Origin of the sequence: Gimesia algae, assembly GCF_007746795.1 — a bacterium.
Taxonomy (GTDB): domain Bacteria; phylum Planctomycetota; class Planctomycetia; order Planctomycetales; family Planctomycetaceae; genus Gimesia; species Gimesia algae.
In genome coordinates, this window is record NZ_CP036343.1 from 5,290,231 (window position 1) to 5,310,552 (window position 20,322).

Annotated in this window: 17 protein-coding genes; 5 read left to right on the top strand and 12 right to left on the bottom strand. The window is 47.2% G+C overall.

The window, feature by feature from the left end; all coding sequences use genetic code 11:
• Positions 1 to 53: 53 nt before the first annotated feature.
• The 3 genes from Pan161_RS19630 to Pan161_RS19640 form a co-directional block, all read right to left on the bottom strand.
• Positions 54 to 761: a class I SAM-dependent methyltransferase gene (locus Pan161_RS19630; RefSeq protein ID WP_145230045.1), complete on the bottom strand. Its 708-nt coding sequence runs from the start codon at positions 759 to 761 to the stop codon at positions 54 to 56.
• Between the two features lie 118 nt (positions 762 to 879).
• The gene (locus tag Pan161_RS19635; protein ID WP_145230047.1) at positions 880 to 2,169 is read right to left on the bottom strand and encodes a glycosyltransferase family 2 protein; all 1,290 of its coding nucleotides are present in this window, start codon (positions 2,167 to 2,169) and stop codon (positions 880 to 882) included.
• A gap of 541 nt (positions 2,170 to 2,710) precedes the next feature.
• Positions 2,711 to 2,917, bottom strand: coding sequence for a hypothetical protein (locus Pan161_RS19640; RefSeq protein WP_145230049.1), 207 nt, complete (start codon positions 2,915 to 2,917; stop codon positions 2,711 to 2,713).
• A 39-nt stretch (positions 2,918 to 2,956) separates the two neighbouring features.
• Between Pan161_RS19640 and Pan161_RS19645 the strand changes: the two genes are divergently transcribed.
• Positions 2,957 to 4,114 (top strand): hypothetical protein, encoded by a 1,158-nt coding sequence (locus Pan161_RS19645; protein ID WP_145230051.1) that lies wholly within the window; start codon positions 2,957 to 2,959, stop codon positions 4,112 to 4,114.
• Here Pan161_RS19645 and Pan161_RS19650 read toward each other — a convergent pair.
• A complete protein-coding gene (locus tag Pan161_RS19650) occupies positions 4,111 to 5,478 on the bottom strand; it encodes an IS701 family transposase (protein WP_145227397.1) in 1,368 nt (455 codons plus the stop codon). The two genes, Pan161_RS19645 and Pan161_RS19650, sit on opposite strands and share 4 nt — an antisense overlap.
• Before the next feature lie 285 nt (positions 5,479 to 5,763).
• On the opposite strand from Pan161_RS19650, the gene Pan161_RS19655 reads away from it, so the two are divergent.
• Entirely contained in the window at positions 5,764 to 7,377 is a 1,614-nt protein-coding gene (locus Pan161_RS19655) for a hypothetical protein (protein ID WP_145230053.1), read from the top strand.
• A gap of 5 nt (positions 7,378 to 7,382) precedes the next feature.
• Here Pan161_RS19655 and Pan161_RS19660 read toward each other — a convergent pair whose 3' ends face one another.
• The 6 genes from Pan161_RS19660 to Pan161_RS19685 all read right to left on the bottom strand — a co-directional run bounded on the left by Pan161_RS19660 (position 7,383) and on the right by Pan161_RS19685 (position 12,767).
• Positions 7,383 to 8,000: a DUF3124 domain-containing protein gene (locus tag Pan161_RS19660; RefSeq protein WP_145230055.1), complete on the bottom strand. Its 618-nt coding sequence runs from the start codon at positions 7,998 to 8,000 to the stop codon at positions 7,383 to 7,385.
• Positions 8,001 to 8,128: 128 nt separating this feature from the next.
• On the bottom strand, positions 8,129 to 8,722 hold the full coding sequence (locus Pan161_RS19665; protein WP_145230057.1) for an HD domain-containing protein: 594 nt from the start codon (positions 8,720 to 8,722) through the stop codon (positions 8,129 to 8,131).
• 15 nt (positions 8,723 to 8,737) lie between these two features.
• Positions 8,738 to 10,825, bottom strand: coding sequence for an ABC transporter ATP-binding protein (locus tag Pan161_RS19670; RefSeq protein ID WP_145230059.1), 2,088 nt, complete (start codon positions 10,823 to 10,825; stop codon positions 8,738 to 8,740).
• Positions 10,826 to 10,880: 55 nt separating this feature from the next.
• Positions 10,881 to 11,807 carry an ABC transporter permease gene (locus Pan161_RS19675; protein WP_145230061.1) on the bottom strand — a complete coding sequence of 309 codons (927 nt, stop codon included), beginning with the start codon at positions 11,805 to 11,807 and terminating at the stop codon, positions 10,881 to 10,883.
• 327 nt (positions 11,808 to 12,134) lie between these two features.
• Positions 12,135 to 12,443, bottom strand: coding sequence for an acylphosphatase (locus Pan161_RS19680; protein ID WP_145230063.1), 309 nt, complete (start codon positions 12,441 to 12,443; stop codon positions 12,135 to 12,137).
• Between the two features lie 120 nt (positions 12,444 to 12,563).
• Positions 12,564 to 12,767, bottom strand: a complete 204-nt coding sequence (locus tag Pan161_RS19685; RefSeq protein WP_145230065.1) for a carbon storage regulator — start codon at positions 12,765 to 12,767, stop codon at positions 12,564 to 12,566.
• A gap of 618 nt (positions 12,768 to 13,385) precedes the next feature.
• On the opposite strand from Pan161_RS19685, the gene Pan161_RS19690 reads away from it, so the two are divergent.
• Positions 13,386 to 14,447, top strand: coding sequence for a Gfo/Idh/MocA family protein (locus Pan161_RS19690; protein WP_145230068.1), 1,062 nt, complete (start codon positions 13,386 to 13,388; stop codon positions 14,445 to 14,447).
• A 243-nt stretch (positions 14,448 to 14,690) separates the two neighbouring features.
• Complete coding sequence (locus Pan161_RS19695) at positions 14,691 to 15,533, top strand: MBL fold metallo-hydrolase (protein WP_145230070.1); 843 nt, start codon at positions 14,691 to 14,693, stop codon at positions 15,531 to 15,533.
• Between the two features lie 241 nt (positions 15,534 to 15,774).
• On the opposite strand, the gene Pan161_RS19700 is transcribed toward Pan161_RS19695, so the two are convergent.
• Complete coding sequence (locus Pan161_RS19700; protein ID WP_145230072.1) at positions 15,775 to 17,157, bottom strand: Gfo/Idh/MocA family oxidoreductase; 1,383 nt, start codon at positions 17,155 to 17,157, stop codon at positions 15,775 to 15,777.
• 322 nt (positions 17,158 to 17,479) lie between these two features.
• Between Pan161_RS19700 and dinB the strand changes: the two genes are divergently transcribed.
• Positions 17,480 to 18,670 carry a DNA polymerase IV gene (gene dinB, locus Pan161_RS19705; protein WP_145230075.1) on the top strand — a complete coding sequence of 397 codons (1,191 nt, stop codon included), beginning with the start codon at positions 17,480 to 17,482 and terminating at the stop codon, positions 18,668 to 18,670.
• A 13-nt stretch (positions 18,671 to 18,683) separates the two neighbouring features.
• Here the strand turns inward: dinB and Pan161_RS19710 are convergent, their stop codons facing one another.
• Complete coding sequence (locus Pan161_RS19710; protein ID WP_145230077.1) at positions 18,684 to 20,240, bottom strand: sulfatase family protein; 1,557 nt, start codon at positions 20,238 to 20,240, stop codon at positions 18,684 to 18,686.
• Positions 20,241 to 20,322 lie beyond the last annotated feature (82 nt).

Here is a 20,322-nt window from a genome sequence, read left to right on the forward strand (position 1 = left end):
TTTCAGAAATGAGTTAGAAACGACATTATACCATCCTACCTGCCAGGCTGCTATTAGCTCAGCTTGCGTCCCACATACATCAGCTTGCCATAGGCCACGATCTGCTGTTCCGGTTGAAAATATTGGTTCAATAGAGCGAGTATTTCTGTAGGCTGGCTCAACCATTGCTCATAGGTAGTGATTTCCTGCTCAGTCATGATGGCAAACGCATCCAGTTTCGCCCAGAGCTTTCTGAAGAGGCGGATTTCACTGACAGTGTGCACGAATTTTAGAAAGAGGGTCTGCCAGGGCTCCACGATTACAACTCGGCCGCCCGGACAAAGAACCCGATGCATTTCCTGTAAGGTTTTTTTCAGATCGTCTGGAAGTACAGGTAAGTGATGCAGGCCTCCCTGCACAATCAATACATCGCGACTGCTGTCTTCAAATTTCAAATCCCTGCAATCAGCAACATATAATTGAGCCGTTCCCTGATATTGTTTCAGTAAATGGGGAGACAAGTCGACTCCTGCCAGCGAATGAAATCCTAACCTGTCCAATGCATGCAATCCTGTTCCCTGACCACAAAAAAGCTCAACAACCTTCAGGTTTTTCTCCCATTCGTCTACCCCCATGCGTTGTAGTCTTTTCAGAAATTTGTTGAGTTCCTGTCGGGGAGTTTCAAAACGGCGATAAGCGGCTTCCCAGATTTCATCACAACATTCACTGCCGGGATGCCAGTACTCAATCGATGAGGCGCTTGGATTCTGTTGAGTCTGCATGGTTCACTTGACTACCTGAAAGTCAAATATAGTGCGATTGGGCGTGGACTATTCCGGCACAATATCCGATTTAAAAAACAACTTGAAATTTCAATTTACACTGCTAATAACAGTATTCTCACTTCAATACATGGGAAGCTGATTTGCTAATATTTATGTCTTTTTGCAGGCTCGGCTCACCGAGATTAATTCTTTCAACTCGCTTCAACTCAAAATTCTTCTTTTCGAGAGAACTTTGTTCATAACTCCAGATTTCCACCACTTTCATCAGAACAACAAAGATTGATATCTGCAAGACCGTAAATAATGTGAATGCACCTGCAATCAATCTGGACCAGTGTAGCGTAATTTTACCGGTCGAAATAAATTCCACTAATCCCGGCCACAGAAATCCGACTCCCAGCAAAGTTAGAAATCCTACGATGATGACCAATGGTTTTCCGACAAACAGACTGGCTACAAAAGAGGACCAGAAGCCAACAGAATCTTCGCGTCGAGAGCTCATTTCAGCCATTCGGTTGGATAACGCCGAGGCCAAGAGCAGGGTAATTCCGAATGATCCCAGGAACTGACAGACCACGAACCGATAAATCATCCACTCTTCCAGCCGATGATTCTGAAAGTAAAACTCAGTGGGATACGCTGCCAGAACCAGTGTGATCAGCATACAAATGGTGAAACCAGTCAGAAATATTTTCTCAGGTCGATAACAGAGGACTCCCTCACCAATTGCTTTGAGAAATCGAAACCCATCCCAAAGCGCACTCAGTTTACTTTCACCGATTCGCTCTTCATACTTCATCGGGATTTCAATGATCCGTAAGCTATTCATTAAAGCACGGGCACTCATCGCCGGAGTAAAATGAAGACCATCCGGCAGTGGGTACAGATGTCTAAGTGAGTCGCGGCGGATAACTCGCATACCGCTGGCTGTATCTGTCACTTTTCTACCACACAACAACCCCATCAGAAAAGCAAAGCCACGATTACCGGCTCTGCGTATCGCTGGCATTTGTGAGTCGCCCCCCAGACGAGAGCCCAGTGTTACGTCCGCGTTTTCAGCAATGGCCGTCTCGCAGAGAGCCGCAAAAAAACGAGGGTCACAGGTACCGTCTGCATCCAGAAAACCGACATAATTGCCACAACCGCGCCTCCACCCTTCCTTGATTGCGGCTCCATAGCCACGGTTTTTCTCAAAAACAATGACCGTGACATCATCAAAGCTCTGAGCGATTTCAGCAGTCCGGTCTGTTGAACCATCGCTCACGACAATAATCTCCACGCCATCCAGGCCAGCCTGATGTGAAATCTCTTCGCGGGCTTCCAGGCAACGTGCAATCGTCCCTCCGATGGCCTCCTGCTCATTCAAAGCTGGTATAACAATCGTAAGCCATTTTGAATTAGTCACTTACAGATTTCTCCTTTGATAGATTACGGGATAGGAGTCACAAAACGAAGAGACTTACCATAGAGTTAATTTGGGTAAAATAAACTTGAATTAGGTCTGAACCCATCTGCATAATAAGGAGGTCTAGGGGGACTAGTCAACAATATTCATAATCTCCATCCGGCATATATCGCTCTGCTTCTAACATTCATTTCAGCCGATCCTTCCCGGTAAGTCTGATGAGCAATTTCAGCTCTCACTGATATAAATTTTGCTGAACACCAATTCTGGGCCGTAATAAATGATTTTCGCTTTGTTTCTTAAAAACGTGCTACTCCTTGCCGGTTTGATTCTGCTGGTTAAATGGTTGCCATGTCGTTGGATTCGATTCAGGGTGTTGAATCGCTTTCGCAGCACAATTCAATTTTTCAGTCGACCTGCAGTATCAATCATCACGGTGTTTATTCTCTCCTTTGTACTGTCAGCTACTATCACGACTTTCAAAAAACCAGTCCCCCGCGTACACGATGAATTCAGCTACCTGTTAGCAGCTGATACCTTCTCACAGGGCAGGCTGACCAACCAGACTCACCCCTTCTGGAAACATTTTCAATCCTTCCACATCATTCATAAACCGACCTATGCCTCCAAGTACCCACCCGGACAAGGACTGTTCATGGCTGCTGGTCAGGTTATGACAGGAGACCCACTGGTCGGAGTCTGGCTCAGTATCGGCCTGGCTAGTGCTGCGATCTGCTGGATGTTTCAAGCATGGGTTCCCCCACGCTGGGCATTTGCAGGAGGACTGATGTCGGCATTTCATCCCCTCATGCTAATTTGGGGACAAAACTACTTTGGTGGCGGAGTCGCCATTCTGGGAGCGGCACTTTTATTTGGTGCATTGCGTCGTTTGATGATTTTTCCTGAAGCGCGAATGACATTCACCCTGGGATTAGGGTTATTTTTTCTGGCCATCACTCGGCCATTTGAAGGACTTTTAACTGCTGTCTTTTCGATGATTATCTTTTTCGCCTGGATAGTCACACAACGGCAGTTCTCAAAGCGAGTAATTTTTCACTCAGTTATACTACCACTGAGCATGATCTCAATTTGTATTGGAGGAGCACTTGCTTTTTACAACTGGAGAGTCACGGAAAGTCTCACTCGATTTCCTTATCAAGTCCATGAAGAAACATACTCACCAACCCCTCTGTTTATCTGGAGTGCTCCCCGGGAGGTAAAAAATGATTTACCTCACATTGAAAGTTTTCACTCAGGATGGTCTCTTAATGAATATCAAAAACACCAGGATCCGAGGGGATATTTTTTTTCTGTCTTTAAAAAGAGCCTGAAGTTTTTAATCCAGATGCTGTATTTCCCACTGTGCACACTCCTATTGACTCTCCCCTGGGGACTTAAGAATCCCTGGACACAGATTGCCCTCTCCATTTTATTATCAGTTATACTGATTCACTTATTCTGTATGACTTTTTTTCAGATCTTCTACCTCGCACCTGTAATTCCTCTTGTCTTTTATGTCCTGATTCAAGGTGCAAGACACTGGCGTGCTGCCCACTGGAAAAATCACAGCCAGGGCACTGTGTTCCTGTTCGGGTTGATCATACTCTATTTCACAATATTGATTCCACAAATGATTAACTATGTGCCTTCCGGATATCAGCTTGCTCTAAGTCGTGCCAGGTTGATCGATCAGCTAAAGCAAATGCCTGAGAAAGACCTGGTCTTTGTTAAATACTCAGCCGATCATGACACACTATTTGACTGGGTTTATAATCGAGCCGATATCGAGAACGCTGAAGTCGTCTGGGCGAACATTTTAACCAACGAAGAGAATCAGAAGTTGATTGAACATTTTGCTGATCATCAAGTCTGGTGGATCGATGTGGATTCCAAACAGATTAAACTGCGACCGCTTAGTACTACAGCGCCTGTTTACGTTTTCTAGTGCGTCTTCGTAGTTCTTTTTTTCTTCTTTGTTCGTGGCAGTGTTTTGCGATCTGGTTGCGGGCGATTCGCCATTGACTCCATTCGACGAGTACTGCCGGGGTCCAGTCTCTTGTATATAGCAGATGCCTGAGAATGTTGCGGACTTCCGGAACAGTCAGGCCCGGATGTTTTTTTTCCCAGCCGCTGTTTCTGCAAAGTTAAAAACAGTAACGCCAGCATAGACAGGCAGGTGTGATGGTGCCAACCGATCCAGCCGCGCGTTTCGTATTCATCCAGCCCACATTCGCCTTTACCACTCTGAAAGTTCTTTTCAATGCACCAGCGGCTGCCACCGACTTCTGCTAACTTCTTCAGGGGAATCTCAGCGGGTGCATTAGAGCGTTGATATTTCAATTCCGAATCTTGTCCCACAGAACGGCGAACAAGCAGCCGTTCCCGCCGATCAGTCGGACGCGACTGTTCGGAAAACCAGACTGTGATTTCTGCATATTCGTAGAGGCGTGGTCCCTGACTTCCTTCCGCAACACTCATCCGTTTCCAGGCAGACGCAGGAAGGTTCGCCACCACTTCATCGACGCGCCGGGGTTTCTTCAGGGGCTTGGCGTTCTTTGTGGGACGGCCCCCCCGGGGCGTTATCTGGCCGACGGGCCGCAACTTCGGTTTGGTGGTCCACACCCTGGCATCGCACGATGTCTCCACGACATACCACTTTCCCAACTCCCGAACGGTTTGCACAAATACCGGGCTGGTGCCGTAAATACTGTCGCCACAGACCCATTGAAACGGGACGCCCTCAATAATTGCCTGCTGGATCATTTCGCTGGCCAATTCCGGCTTGCTGCGAAAAATGACGCTGGAGGGAACACCGGCCTGCGCGAGACGCTGCTCATCTATTATCCATTGTTCAGGAAGAAACAGCCGACGATCGATCAACGTTTCGCCTTGCGAACTGCAATAACTCACAAAGACGCCCACCTGGCAATTGTCGACGCGACCGAGCGTTCCCGAATATTGCCGGGCTACCCCCACGGACTGTTTGCCCTTCTTGGGGAAACCAGTCTCATCAACGATCAGTAGACCGTCGTCTTCTCCCAGGGCTTCGCAGACATGTTGCCGAAGTTCTGCAAGCACATCCTGATCGGACCAGATGGCCTGGGCAATGAATTTCTGCAATGTGCGTACTACCCCGCCTTCGATTGTTTCAGCCATGTTCTCCACGTTTCGCCGGTCACCGCCAGCGAGCAGTCCCTGCAAGATCGTCATCGCATGCGCATGATTCTGCACCCGTCCAAAGTGAGACAGGTAGCGGCTCACAAAAGATTCCAGCTCCGGCATCAGCGACTCAATCGCTTTCACGTCCATCCTTGAACCTCCCAGCTACAGAAAAACCGGTCAAACGATTGATGTTATACTCCAAAATTACTTTAGCGTAAAAGATCAATCGTTCAGGCGCTGTAGTATTAGAGGCCTGCCCCCGAATTAAAAAAGTCTGACGAGCAATTTCAGCTCTCACTGATATAAATTTTGCTGAACACCAATTCTGGGCCGTAATAAATGATTTTCGCTTTGTTTCTTAAAAACGTGCTACTCCTTGCCGGTTTGATTCTGCTGGTTAAATGGTTGCCATGTCGTTGGATTCGATTCAGGGTGTTGAATCGCTTTCGCAGCACAATTCAATTTTTCAGTCGACCTGCAGTATCAATCATCACGGTGTTTATTCTCTCCTTTGTACTGTCAGCTACTATCTCGACTTTCAAAAAACCAGTCCCCCGCATACACGATGAATTCAGCTACCTGTTAGCAGCTGATACCTTCTCACAGGGCAGGCTGACCAACCAGACTCACCCCTTCTGGAAACATTTTCAATCCTTCCACATCATTCATAAACCGACCTATGCCTCCAAGTACCCACCCGGACAAGGACTGTTCATGGCTGCTGGTCAGGTTATGACAGGAGACCCACTGGTCGGAGTCTGGCTCAGTATCGGCCTGGCTAGTGCTGCGATCTGCTGGATGTTACAAGCATGGGTTCCCCCACACTGGGCATTTGCAGGAGGACTTCTATCCATAATTCATCCCACTTTTATTTTCTGGGGCCAGAACTTCTGGGGAGGCGCGGTTGCCGTTCTCGGTGGGTCGCTATTATTTGGCGCATTGCGTCGTATGCTCAAAAAGCCCCAGGCAGGGGCTGCTTTTCTCATGGGGGGAGGCATCTTTCTGCTGGCAATCAGTCGCCCGTTTGAAGGCTGTTTGACAACAATTTCGGCGGTCGTATTATTGTTTGTCTGTCTGTACAAACAGCGAGTGTTAACAAAACAGGATTTTGTTCGAACGGTTTTAGGACCGTTGGGGTTCTCAGCGATATTCATATTGAGCGCACTCGCCTATTATAACTGGAGTGTAACGGGCATCATCACCAGATTACCTTACCAGGTGTACGAAGAAAGCTACGCAACCACTCCTGTTTTTGTTTGGGGGAGTCCTCGTGAACTCCACACAAGACATCCACACGTTAATAAGTTCAACATTGACTGGTCTCTTCATAATTATAAGAAGATTCAAGATACTGAAGGCTACATTCAATCCATTTCTATGAAAGCAAATCTCTTCTTCGTCAGGCTATTCGCATTTCCTCTCTGGATCTTGCTGCTAATGCTGCCTTGGATTATTAAAGATCAATGGGGAAAGTATGCCGTTAGTATTGTTTTAATCATTTTACTTGTCGAACTGACACTTACCATTTTTTTTCAGATTCACTATCTGGCATCAGTGATTCCACTAATAGTATTTCTCCTCATTCAAGGCATACGCTACTGGCGCGTCGCCAGATGGAAAGATCACAGCCAGGGCACTGTGTTTCTGTTAGGATTGATCATAATCTATTTCACAATAATGATTCCCCAATTCACTCAGTATCTTTCGAGTCCGCATCTGCCTTCCAGATATCAGCTTGGTTTAAGCCGCTCCAGATTGATCGAACAGCTAAAACAGATGCCTGAAAAAGACCTGATCTTTGTTAAATACTCAGCCGATCATAACCCACATTTTGACTGGGTTTATAATCGAGCAGATATCGATAACTCAGAAATTGTCTGGGCGCTTCCGTTAGGCAATGCAGAAAACCAGAAACTGATCAACTACTTCTCTGACCGCAAAGTCTGGCAGCTTTCAGTGACTCCTAAAGATCTGAAGTTGACGCCATATCAAAACGTTGTTCAGGAAAAACAACGGGGAGAAGCAAAGCAGCATACAGAAAACTGAAAGAATTATTTTTCAACTTCAGAAATCTCTGTCGCCATTCTGCTGAATGCAATCGCACGAGGTCCGGAAGTACCGATCATCACGGTTTCTACCAGAGGTTGATTCACACCTTCAACAGCGTTCCAGGTCACTAGAAAATTAGCGCCTGAGCCTCCAGTGCTGTCCTTCTCTTCCACCAGAAATTCGATCGTCTGAAAGGGAGTGAGCCTGATGGGCTGGTCCAGGTAAGATTTTACCAGTTTGCCATCTGTATCAAAATAATCGATGGTCGTGATGAACACTGGCTGATTGCGATCGATGTTTCGAATACTCAATGTGGTTTCCAACAGAAACGGAGCGCCACCGTGATAATAGATGTGTGAGTAACAGGGAACATATAAGGATTGGCTGCGAGTCAGTTTTTCCAGATCTGATTTGTCAGCCTGAAAATTCTCGAGAACGGGTGGTTGATAGCTTCGAGGGGGAACATACTCAAGCTGGTTTTGAACCTGAGCAAATTGATTATCCAGGTAAACGGCTCCACCGATAAAAACCAGTGCCAGAATTCCGAGAAGCAGAAACAGAACAAACCATTTTTCCCACAACCACAGAAACCAGTCGGGATACTCCTGTTTGCCTTGCATGGTGCACTCGCTTTCTATTTTCTACAGCAGTCACAGCCCAATCATTGATGTCATCACAGTTGAAGCGCAGTCGACACACCTGTATTAAACTAAAGCAACAGCAACCCCGAAAGTGCCAGCATACATCCTCATGTTGATGGCAGGTATTTTTTCAATTCTTCAAGACGAGTGTTACAATTCTCAACCAGTGATCTCAATTGAGAATCGGTCTGTCCCGCAGCTTCGATCATCGATCTATAATACTCTATTATTTGATCAGGACTTGCTCCAAAATGCCCCCAGAACTCCTGCCTGTCTTCCGTCTGCAGGTCAAACAGCATCGCTTCCAGATTGTGAAGCTTATCCGCCAGTTCGATCGCTCTTGTCCCCAAGGTTGCCTGCTGCATCACTTGAATATGAGTTTGCTTACGATCCGGCCAACTCCGTTTCTCTCCTTCTTCCGTCTCTTTTTCCTCTGTCATTTCCTGAACGTAACGCACAACGTCCTCAGAAAAATGCTCTTCCAGATCTTCGATCGATAATTCAGTATCTTCTACAACGTCATGCAGCACAGCAGCCGCCAGAATTGATTCATCTTCAAAACCGGCCTTCATCAGGATCAAGCAGACACTCATGGGATGGGCGATATATGGAATGCCGGAAGACTTGCGTTTTTGAGACTTATGAGCCACTGCAGCCAGCCGAATCGCATGTTCGACCACTGGTGAATGAAGCGTATCCATAAATGATTCTTTGATTCAACGTTCGTTCGAAGTTTCCTGAGAATGCCTGAACTGATTGAAACGCGTGTATTCCCAGTGGCGATATAAGGCAGATTTTTTCAACAGACTGGACTGACTGTCGACAGCTTCGACCTTGCCTTCGTGAATCAGTACAACTTGATTAACCCGGCGCAGGGTCGTAATTCGTGAAGGAATCACCAGAATGGTACGATTCTGGAAAATTCGTGAATAGGCATCGTCGAGAAGAGTTTTAGTATCCTCATCCAGCAGATCTTCAGGTTCTTCTATGATGAGCAGTGCAGGCTTTCGTAATAATGCTCGTGCCAGCCCTAGACGAAAACATTCGCCCACAGTTAATTCTTCCCCATGCTGTCCCAGCGAGGTCTCATACCCCTGAGATAAATTCTGAATGAACTGATGGGCGTGTGCCTCCTTGGAAGCCGCAATCACTTCCTGCAGAGAGTATCGCTCATCACCACACTGGATATTCTCTTTGACCGTTCCGGTCAGACAGGGATCATTTCCACTCACATAGATTGCTTCAGCTCGCAAAGATTCCAGAGTCACCCAGGCTGTATCTTCACCATCCAACAGAACCCGACCCGATTGAGGTTCAATAAACCGCGGTATCAGATAACTCACGGCACGTGGAGCCAGTTTTTCCAGAGAGACCAGGGCCGTACTGGTTCCTGCGGGAATTTTTAAATCAAATCCCTTGAGTAATGGAAGGCTGTGGGAATTTAACTGGAAACTGACATTTTCAAACTGTAGTGCCTGCGACAAAGGTTCTAAAAACTTGGCTCCTACTGCCTGTCCTACAGCCGGGATCTGATTGAGGTAACGATAGATTGAACTTGCCGCAATATTCGATTCATCGTGAGTCTGAATCAACTGGTATAATCCATTTACAGGCAGATAGAAAAAGGCAAAGATCCCCGTCATCAAAACAGCTGCGGAGAGAGGCAGGCTGCCTGGATTCACCAGCACTTTATACCCTACCAGAAACAGAACCATGCACGAACAGAATACTGCCAGTCCTCGCGCCACCCGATGCCCCCAACCCTCAACGCGTTTGAGTGTTGCGATATTATCAGTATACTTCTCTAGATGTTTTTGAAACTGTTCATGTTCCGCCGTTTCCATTCCGAAACCACGCACCAGTCGGCTACTTCGCAGGTTTTCAGCAAGTAAAGACAATTCCGACTCAATCGAAACCAGTGTTTTTGCCTGCTCCTTTTCATAGTTTTTGCGATGTTGTAACAAAAAGTACCAGGCTGCCACCAATGGAATCATACACTGTAGTGACAGTCTCCAGTCAATTGAAACTGCAAACAGCAGTAGAATCAGCAGAGTGACCGGATGACGCGACAATCCATAAACCCACTGAAATACACCCTGCTGGACCGTACCCACATCCCGAATAAACAGCTGAAAGGCCTGCTCAGTCTCTTTACCTGACAGGTCACCTGGCCCCAGGCGCAGAGCCTGTCGATGGATCATATTTCGCAATGTCATTGAAACTTGATGCGAAATTTTCAAACTCTTCTGCCGGGACCTCCAACGGATCAAAACGCGAATGCTGGCAACCACCAAAGCAAAACAGATCAATGTGAACAAAGCAGACTGATTTTCCTGCAGCAGCGGAACCCGCTGGTACAACTGTGGCAATAAACCTATCTGATATTTGGAATGCGTCCACCAGACTGATGGCAAAATACCGGAGTCAGTCAGACTCACCATCTGTAACTGGGGCATTTCTGTTGACGGGGGTGCTTCCGGCTGAGGCACGGACTTTGGTTCTGAAGATTTTGCCTCTGCCTGAACGTTCTCCGGTCCTGGGACAGTTTCTTCCTGTTCGTTTCCTTCAGGTAAGCTCACAGGAGCTGTTCTCAGTTCCTGCAGCTGCTTGACGTTCTGTTCGCCGTGGAGTGTAATTCGCCCCCGATGGTCGAGCAGATCAATGATCAGAAACAGATCGACCAGCAACAGAATGAGCAGCAGGCCATTGACGAGCGACCAGAACAGAACAGATCTGGCAGATCCACGGAAGAACTCCCGTGCGGGGAAAGCACGATGAAATGCGTTGGGCTGACGATTTGACACAAGACCCACCGAATCTGTTTTAATTCATGAGTGTAAGAAGTCCGCTTCCTGCTGCTCAGGCAAGGTCACGGTCTTCAAAAAGAATAAAGGCAACCAGAATCGCAATTCCGGAATAGAGCAGACAGCTTAATGCCGAATGACCAATATAGACTGGTGGAACGACAGTTCCTGTTGCCACCGCTGGCGACATGTTAAAGTTATCCAGGTTAGGCAGAATTGTAGCGATCAGCTGCCCGGTGAATTTCACAAACTCCAGTCCCTCTGACTTGGCCTGCACCAGATTGGGAGTAAGGTGACCAATAATGTAGATCCCAAAGCAGATAATCATATTCACCATCATCGGCAGGCGGGTTGAAATGGCGACACTGATGGCAGCCAGAATTGCGACTTCCATATAAATCAAAAGAATACCAGGCAGAATCAACCAGACAGCCGCCATTTTTTCGGCATGCGTCGGTGCGTCCTGCGAAGCTTCACGAGCGTCGTACCCGACTTTGAAGTAAACCAGCAGCAGGAATGTAATCACCATCGGCAACATCAGCCAGACCACGGCTTTTAGAATTCCCAGATACTTCCCAATAATAAATTGCCGACGATTGATCGGTTTTGACAGCAGAGTCATTGCTGTTTTGCCTTCAATTTCATCTGCGACACTGGTACTGGCAGACCAGACCGCCAGCAGGAGACTGCAAATCAAAATCGTTGCCAGACCACAGTCCATCAACATTTTGACATCATCTCCCATGGAGAAAAATGGCAGAAACGTATTCAACAGTAGCAATAGCAGACCCATTGCCATCAATAACAGGAATACTGGCTGGCGAATCGCCTCTTTAGTGGTTGCCCTGGCGATAACGCCTGCCTGAGTGAATGAAGCCACACCAAACAATAGTACAAAGTAGAGCAGGACACCTGCTCCGGTTAACCACCACTGAACCGTCAAGTCAGCTGTTTCTGCTGAAAAAACCAGGAGGCTTTCCATCGTTCATTCACCAATCAGTTAATAAATATATTGTGGACAAAAAAAAGGACATGCCTGTAACAATCCCAGGCGCAGCTTCTCCACTGTCATGTACGAATAAATTTACCTGGATGTTGGTTTTATTTTTGAAGTCGTGTCATTACAGGCATTTTCACCTGGAATGACTGCCAACAGTCCATAGGGCACAGATTACTTTACCGAGAAGAGGTGGGGAAAGTAAAGAATACAGGGTCATTCGAGACCTGATTTCCCCAATCTGGAAGGCATGTTCGCTACAATTTGCCAAATTGGCTTTACACCAACCTGAAACTGCTCAATTGCATAGCTTTAACGCTCGATCTGGAACTGCTGAAAATATGGTTGCGAGTCGATTTCTTTGACTGATACATCTGTGACATTCGTCGCGAAGGTCAGCATCATATCATCAAAAAACTGCTCCAGAACCGCCTTATCCTGTGTTTGCGCCACTAGCTCTACCGTGCCATCAGGCAGGTTTTTCACATATCCGGTTATCGGATACCGCTGTGCAAGTCGCGTCGTCTGGTAGCGAAACCCGACTCCCTGCACTCGTCCATGATAGATCGCGCGCAGTGCAACGCAGACTGATGGATCGGGTTGCTCTGGCTCAGCAGACATACCAACTGCTTTGATGAACGAACTGCATGTGATTAATGAACAATATAAGTCAGATCTGCAACGAGCGTGCGATCAAATGAGACGGAGTGCCTCTAGATATGAGAACGGACAGACAGAGACTTAAGGCGAAGAAGGTTCTTCTGTGAACTGCTCGGTTTCTGGCAGATCCGAAAAATCGATACACAGCTCTTCGCGCACAATACTCATGCTGCGTGGGGCATCAATGCCCAGTCTGACTGAATTCGGGCCGATTCGAACAATCGTCAATGTTACATCATCGCCAATACGAATTCGTTCACCGGGCTTTCGTGATAATACAAGCATTTCTTTTCGAATCCTTCGTTATCTGGCCCCTCATACTTCCCTGTTACCTTATTAAATAAGGTTGAAGCAACTTGCAGAATGAGGGGAGTTAAAGAGTACTCATCTAGACAATTTGCTGAAAACAGCCTTCTATCTCAGCAAACTGCCATCACTACGATGTCGACATCAGTATGATAACACTTTTCGATTTCTGATGTCTAGCCCAGACTGAAAAATTACCAGAACCATCCCTACAACCCCTGCAGCCTACACCCAAACCAACCATCCACCCCACATTGATGCCTGCATTTTGTGCAACAGCCCGGCTGCCTAATATGCAGGCACATAAACCAGACAGTCTGCTCAACCACCAGACTGCCAATCGTCTCGCGATGCACCACTTTCCAATATACCGGATAAGCTGTGGGGCCAAAATTACTGAGTTCCCGGCAGGCAAGCCTGGGAAATCACTGATGACATATCCATCTTCTACTACCAAATACATCAGTCACCCTGGTAGATAGAACAAGAAGCTGAAAAACCCTTCGTGAAAAGCTTGACGATTTCCACAACGGTCGTCAGTCTTTAGCAACAGCATTAACTAACTCAGATTTTCGACCACATGACCAGGGGAACATTATGGTTCGTATTGGAATTATCGGCATCGGTTTTATGGGAATGGCTCATTTTGAGGGAGCTAGAAAACTCAAAGGAGCGAAGATCACCGCGATTTCAACCCGGGATTCCAAAAAACTGGCAGGAGACTGGAGCAGCATTGAAGGTAACTTTGGCCCCCGAGGTTCCCAGGTCGACTTATCCAAAGTGAAGCAATATAGCGATTACCATGAACTGCTCGCAGACCCCGATATTGACCTTGTTGATATCTGCCTGCCTACTCAAATGCATGAACAGGTAGCACTGGATTCAATCCGGGCTGGTAAACACACACTTGTGGAAAAACCAATTGCCATCGACCTGAAAGCTGCGAACAAAATGGTGAAAGCCGCTGAAAAAGCGGGAGTCCAGTTCATGGTCGCTCAGGTCCTGCCCTTTTTCCCCGAATTTCAGTTTGCCGTCGAATGCGTCCGAAGTAATAAATATGGAAAATTGCTGGCGGCCCACTTCCGCCGCGTGATGGCTCCCCCAAAATGGTCTGAAAACATTGAAGACTTCCAGAAACTCGGCGGCTGGGGGATAGATCTACATATACACGATAACCACCTGATCAGTCTCATGTGTGGTGTACCGACAAAAGTCACATCACGGGGAATTGAGAACAAAGGTTTTATTAATCACGTCCATACTGTTTATGATTACGATGACCCGAATCTGGCGGTCAGCTGTGTCAGTGGGGGAATTGCCACACGAGGCCTGGAGTTTGCACACGGATATGAACTCTACTTCGAAGACGCAACCGTTCTCTTTGGTGCCGGTACGATGGGTACCGGTAAGAACAAGGAGTGGGTCGTCAGTCAACCTCTCACACTGATAACCAAAAACGGGCAACTCAAACACCCAAAACTCAAAGGCGGGGACGCATGGTGCGCGGCATTCACACTGGAATTACAGGCAGCCGTCGACGCGATTGAAAGTGGTGTCGAGCCTGAGGCATTATCAGGTGCACTTGCCAGAGACGCACTGAAAATCTGCTATGCTGAGGCCAAAAGCATTCAAACAGGCCGATCCATTCCTGTAAAATAAGTGTCATCACTGCCTGTCAGATCAATACAACCGAGTACTCACCGCCGAATCTCGAACGCTTTACGGAATCCGGCGGTGTATTTATTGGTATACATTAAGAATTGGGGTACTCTGACATTCATTCACTGCCTCTTAGATCATAAATAACAGACTTATCATTTCGCTGAATAACAACCGGATCATCAAATCAAGTTCGGTCCAGTATTCAGATCAACTTTAAGCTTCGAATTCACCAGTACGATTATGCTCGAAAATCTGCCACTGCAATCGGTAAAATATAAAGGCCTCACCATTGAGGGCTACTCACGGGCCGCCGTTCAAAGCTACTGGAGAATCCCTGAACTCAAACTTGGTTTTGACCTCGGTGGCAGCCCCTGGTCTTTTATGGGAACTGCCGTATTTTTCATTAGTCATGCGCACCTTGATCACATGGCAGCACTTCCTGCTTTTGTAGCACGTCGGCGTATGATGAAAATGAGCCCGCCCACGATCTATCTGCCTGAGGAAGTAGTCGACCCCGTCTGGAAAATGTTGAAAAGCTGGCAAAAACTGGACCGGGGTCGTATGGAATGTGAGTTAGTTGGCTTAAAGGACGGAGAAGAAGTACAACTTTCGAGGGAACACGCCGTCACCGCATTTCAGACCAAACATACGGTGCCTTCGCTTGGTTTCCAGGTCTGGGACTGCCGGAAAAAGCTGAAACCCGAATTCCAGGGGAAACCGGAAACAGATATTCGTGATGCACGCATCTCTGGTGTTGAAGTCAGTGAAGAGCTTCGCGTACCACTGGTCTGTTACACAGGAGATACCGCTCCAGCTGGATTGGATCATTTTGAAACCGCGTATGAATCCAGAGTTCTGATCACGGAAATGACATTTTACCGTCCTGAACACCGTCGGGAAAAAATTCACAAGTTTGGACACATGCATCTGGATGATATTGTCGAGCGCGCAGAACGATTCCGAAATGAATTGATCATACTGGCACACTTCAGCACGCGCTATCACGATAACCAGGTGATGAATGCGGTTAAAAAACGGTTGCCTGAAGATTTGCAATCTCGGATCCACCTGTGGATGCAGTAGCCGTCCTGATGCTCTGTAACAGGTATCCCTGATTTGCAATTTCACTCTCCATACTCAATTCAGCTTATTAGACTGTGCCCAGCTATACTGTAGCGTCTTCAGAGTCATTGGAACCGAGTATAATAGAGTGAGAGACGATATGGTTAAATGTGATGCGTTCCTGTAATAAATAAAAATAGCCTGAAGGGGAACGAATCCCCCTCCAGGCCGAGCGCTTTGTCTGCTATATCACAACGATCGCCTACGCGTTGGTTTCGTAGCCTTTCCGTTGCTCTCTGCTTTGCCACTGATTGGCTTCGTCATCACCAATGATCTGCTCTGTCTTAGGATCCCATTCCAGAGATCGATTCAGACGGATGGCAATGTTAGCCAGGTGGCAGGTTGTAATGGCACGATGGTGTGTCATCACATCGGAAATCGGTTGTTCCCGTGCCTCGACGCATTCAAAGAAATTGCGCATATGATCGCCGGGTTGACGGCCTTTATAGAGTTTCTTGATGGTATCACTCGCAAGCGGATTGTCCTTAAGGTCTTCAACAGGTTTTCCAGTCAGGTCACCCCGGCTGACAAACATGCGCCCTTTCGTTCCCGTAAACAATATGCCGTTACGACCGTCACTCTTAATCGTCATTTTGACATCGTTCGGGAAATTACATTGAACTTCAAACTTAGAAGCAACATTGTAAGCATCATCTTTGGTCGGCATGCCATTTTTCAATGGAATCGGATGCTCAACTGAAATAGGTACTACCTGAGTGGGTCCAGAATGATCCATGCCGATTCCCCACTGCGCGATATCTACGTGATGGGCACCCCAGTCCGTCATTTTACCCCCTGAGTATTCATACCACCAGCGGAATTCATAATGACCACGCGTCTTGGGTCTGCCTTTTTCCCCTTCTCCCGCCTTCCAGCGATAATCGGTCAGCGGGGCCTGACCAAGCCATTTTTCCCAATTCAAAGTCTTGGGTACGTCAGCAACAGGAATCGAACCGCTGGGATCCACACCACCGATCACACACTCCACTTCGGTGATATCACCCAGACGACCTTCTTTGATGACCCCCAGAGCATTCAGGAACCGTTGTCCCATTTCACTGCGCTGCTGTGTTCCCACTTGAAAGACGCGTCCCGTTTCCTTCAGCGCTTTAATGATCTGCTTCCCTTCATCAATGGTCAGCGTCAAAGGTTTTTCGCAGTAAACATCTTTACCAGCTTTCATTGCCTCAATCGCGATCTTTGTATGCCAGTGGTCGGTCGTCACAATCGTGACAATATCGATATCGGGGTTATCGAGAACCTTCCGATAATCTTCGAATACAGCAACTTCTTTATTATTTCCTTTTTTGCCCTGAATATCTCTCACTTTATCGTGGGCCTTATTGGCATGGGCGGCATCCACATCGCAAACCGCAATGACATCACCATACTTCATTGCATTCGGACCCACTGCATTCCAGCGACTGCCTGTTCCGATACAACCTACCACGGGACGATCATTGGCTGCATTAAATTTGTATGCACTGGCGGGATCAATTTGAAACCAGAATGGAAGGCTGCTGCCCGCGACGGCAGCGCCGGAAGTTTTCAAAAAGTCGCGACGATTCTGTTTGTGATTACTCACTGAAGACTCCTTATTGACTAAGAATTGAAACAACAATTCACATCTGTGAATCGTGTTCAGGCAGGAACAGGACTGATAATCTGCAATTATAAGGCACAGGGAAACAGCTTTGCAAAGATCAAGCTGTGTTTATATCTGATTTGACTTTATTCTTTTCTGTACGTCTCGCAGGAAATTCTTGCTAAAATGAAAGTCGGCAAATCAAGTACACTTGGATATGAAGGTGACGGTGAATCCAGTTGAAACGGCGTAAAGCAGGATTGAACTGGATGCGATCTGTTTATAAGCGACATTAAGAAATAGAACAGCAGTAATTTCCAGCATGCGAACAATCCTACACGTAGACATGGACGCGTTTTACGCGTCGATTGAGGAACGGGACCACTCGGAACTGCAGGGGCAGCCCATCATCGTCGGGGGTCGAGCTGAACACCGGGGCGTCGTTTCGGCTGCCAATTATCCGGCCCGAAAATTCGGAGTGCATAGTGCCATGCCAATGAAAACGGCCAGGCAACTTTGCCCCCAGGCGCATTTTTTTCCGGTTCGCATGAGCGACTATGCCGAGGTATCTCAAGCATTACAGAAGATCTTTCGTAAATACACTCCACTGGTGGAGCCACTTTCTTTAGATGAAGCGTTTCTGGATGTGAGTGGCAGTCAACTCCTCTTCGGGAATGGGAGAGAAATTGCTTCTGCAATCAGACTGGAAGTCAGACAGAGTTTACAGTTAATTGCCTCGGTCGGTGTCGCCCCCAATAAATTTCTAGCCAAAATCGCCAGCGATGCTGATAAACCTGATGGACTGGTCGTTGTCGAACCAGATAAAATCCAGGAGTTTCTCGACCCACTGCCTGTTTCCCGCGTCTGGGGGATTGGAAAAGTGGCTACCCAGCGTTTTAACCGACTGGGGATTCAGACCATTGCGCAATTGAGAGTATTAGAACCCAAAATCTTGACGGAACTGTTCGGCGAACAGGGCCTTCACTTGAAGAATCTTTCCCAGGGAGTAGATGATCGGGCTGTGGTTCCCGAAAGGCAGGCCAAATCAATTTCGCGTGAAACGACATTCACCAGTGACGTCACTGATCCGGAGATACTGAGAACCATTCTGACAGGCCTGGTAGAAGATGTGGCACGTCGATTGCGCAAAAATAATCTGCGTGGTAAAACCATCCAGTTGAAAATTCGTTATGATGACTTCTCAACATTTACGAGATCAATCACAGTATCTCAACCGACAGACCTCACCAGAGAAATTGAACAGTCAGCCTTGCAAATGCTGGATCAGAAATTACCGGAGCGGCCTCTCTCCATCAGGTTAATTGGTGTCGGTGTGACAGGATTTCAAAGTGGTTCGCAGCACCAGAAATCATTATTCGATGAAGAAGATCAACAGAAATTCTCTCGTCTGGATCAGGTCAAGGATCAGATAGCCAGTCGCTTTGGAAGCAATTCTATTACCCGGGGCAATCGAATTTCAAGCGAGGACTCGCAAGAAGAAACGTCGTCTTAACCTCGCAATATCATCAGTCTTTCAATGCTGGTGCCCAGCGTTGTTTCTGAGTGATATCGAACCGAACCCGTGTATCATTTGCGGCTTTCTGTCCTGACCGACTGCTGCCCTGCTCTATTAATTGGGTAAATTCAGTGGTCATCCGACTCACTGTTTCAGGATGCTTCTCTGCCAGATCCTGTTCTTCACCAATATCGGTTTCCAGATTGTAAAGTTCGACTATCGTCGGCTTACCCCGCGACTGTTCCAGATTTCGACCGCTCAATTTAAAGACCAGTTTCCAGGAACCATCACGATAAGCAAATTCTCCATGATTAGAATGGCTGACCAGAGTTTGGCGCGATTCCGGATTTGCTTCTCCCAGTAGAACAGGGAGAAAACTGAGACTGTCTTCAGCTCCACTCTGCGGAAGATCCGTTCTCGCAATTTCGGCGCAGGTCGCCAGTATATCTGTCAGACAGACCATCTGCTGACTGCTGCTGCCCGCCTGAATATGGTCTGGCCAGCGTACTACCAGAGGCACACGATGCCCCCCTTCCCAGATATCTCCCTTATGGCCGCGATAGGGACCGCTCGGTTGATGACCGGCTTCTACCAGATCATTCCAACCAGTGTAGTGAGAGTGTCCGTTGTCTGCTGTGAAGATTACAATCGTATTGTCTTTAATACCTGCCCGATCAATCGCCTGAATGACCTGTCCTGCGGACCAATCCGTTTCCATAACGAAGTCAGCAATCGGAGCGATTCCACTTTTGCCTTGGAATTTTATTGAAGGAACCACGGGTTCATGCGGCGAAGTCATAGAGAAATAGAGAAAGAAGGAAGTTTTTTTTTGAGACTGTTGCTCAATATAGTTTACAGCGCGATTTGTAATTTCGGGCAGAATATTCTGCATACGCCAGTCAGGCGCAGTCGGAGCCCCAATGAATCCCCGCGGTAAAACGATGCCTTCACTGGCATCCAATTTAAATTTGGCTGTCGGTTGTTCCAGCACATGATCATTTTCAATGAAGGTAAACGGAGGCAGGTTGGGAAGATCGACTCCAAAAAAATAATCAAATCCCCGACTATTGGGACCTCCTTTAATCGGTTTCGTAAAATCCCATTTATATTTCCACTGTCCGTTTTTCTGCTCCCGCATCTGACTTGTCTGTGGTCCTGGCCAGTTCCATCCCAGATGCCACTTCCCGATACATGCTGTCTGGTATCCTCTTGATTTCAGCAAACCAGGCAGAGTGAGTCGATTCTCAGAAATAAGAGGAGGTTCATAAGCTGCGATTACCCATTCCTGCAATCGGGTTCGCCAGCTGTACCGACCGGTCAATAACCCATAGCGTGTAGGAGAACAGACGGCCGACCCGCTATGCGCGTCTGTAAAACTCATTCCCTCTTTGACCAGTTGATCCAGATAAGGGGTTGGAATCTTATTGTCAGGGTAATGAGCTTGAATATCACCCACACCGAAATCATCTGCCAGAATCACAACAATATTTGGTTGAGACTGCGGTGCGGCAAACACGATACCAGGAGTAAAGCTCAACAGAAAGAACAGGACCGATTTCGAAACCATTTATCTCTCCAGGTTGGGGATGAATCCATATTTCTTCAAAGGAATTCAATAGATTCAGGAATGAAATATACTTTTCAATCCT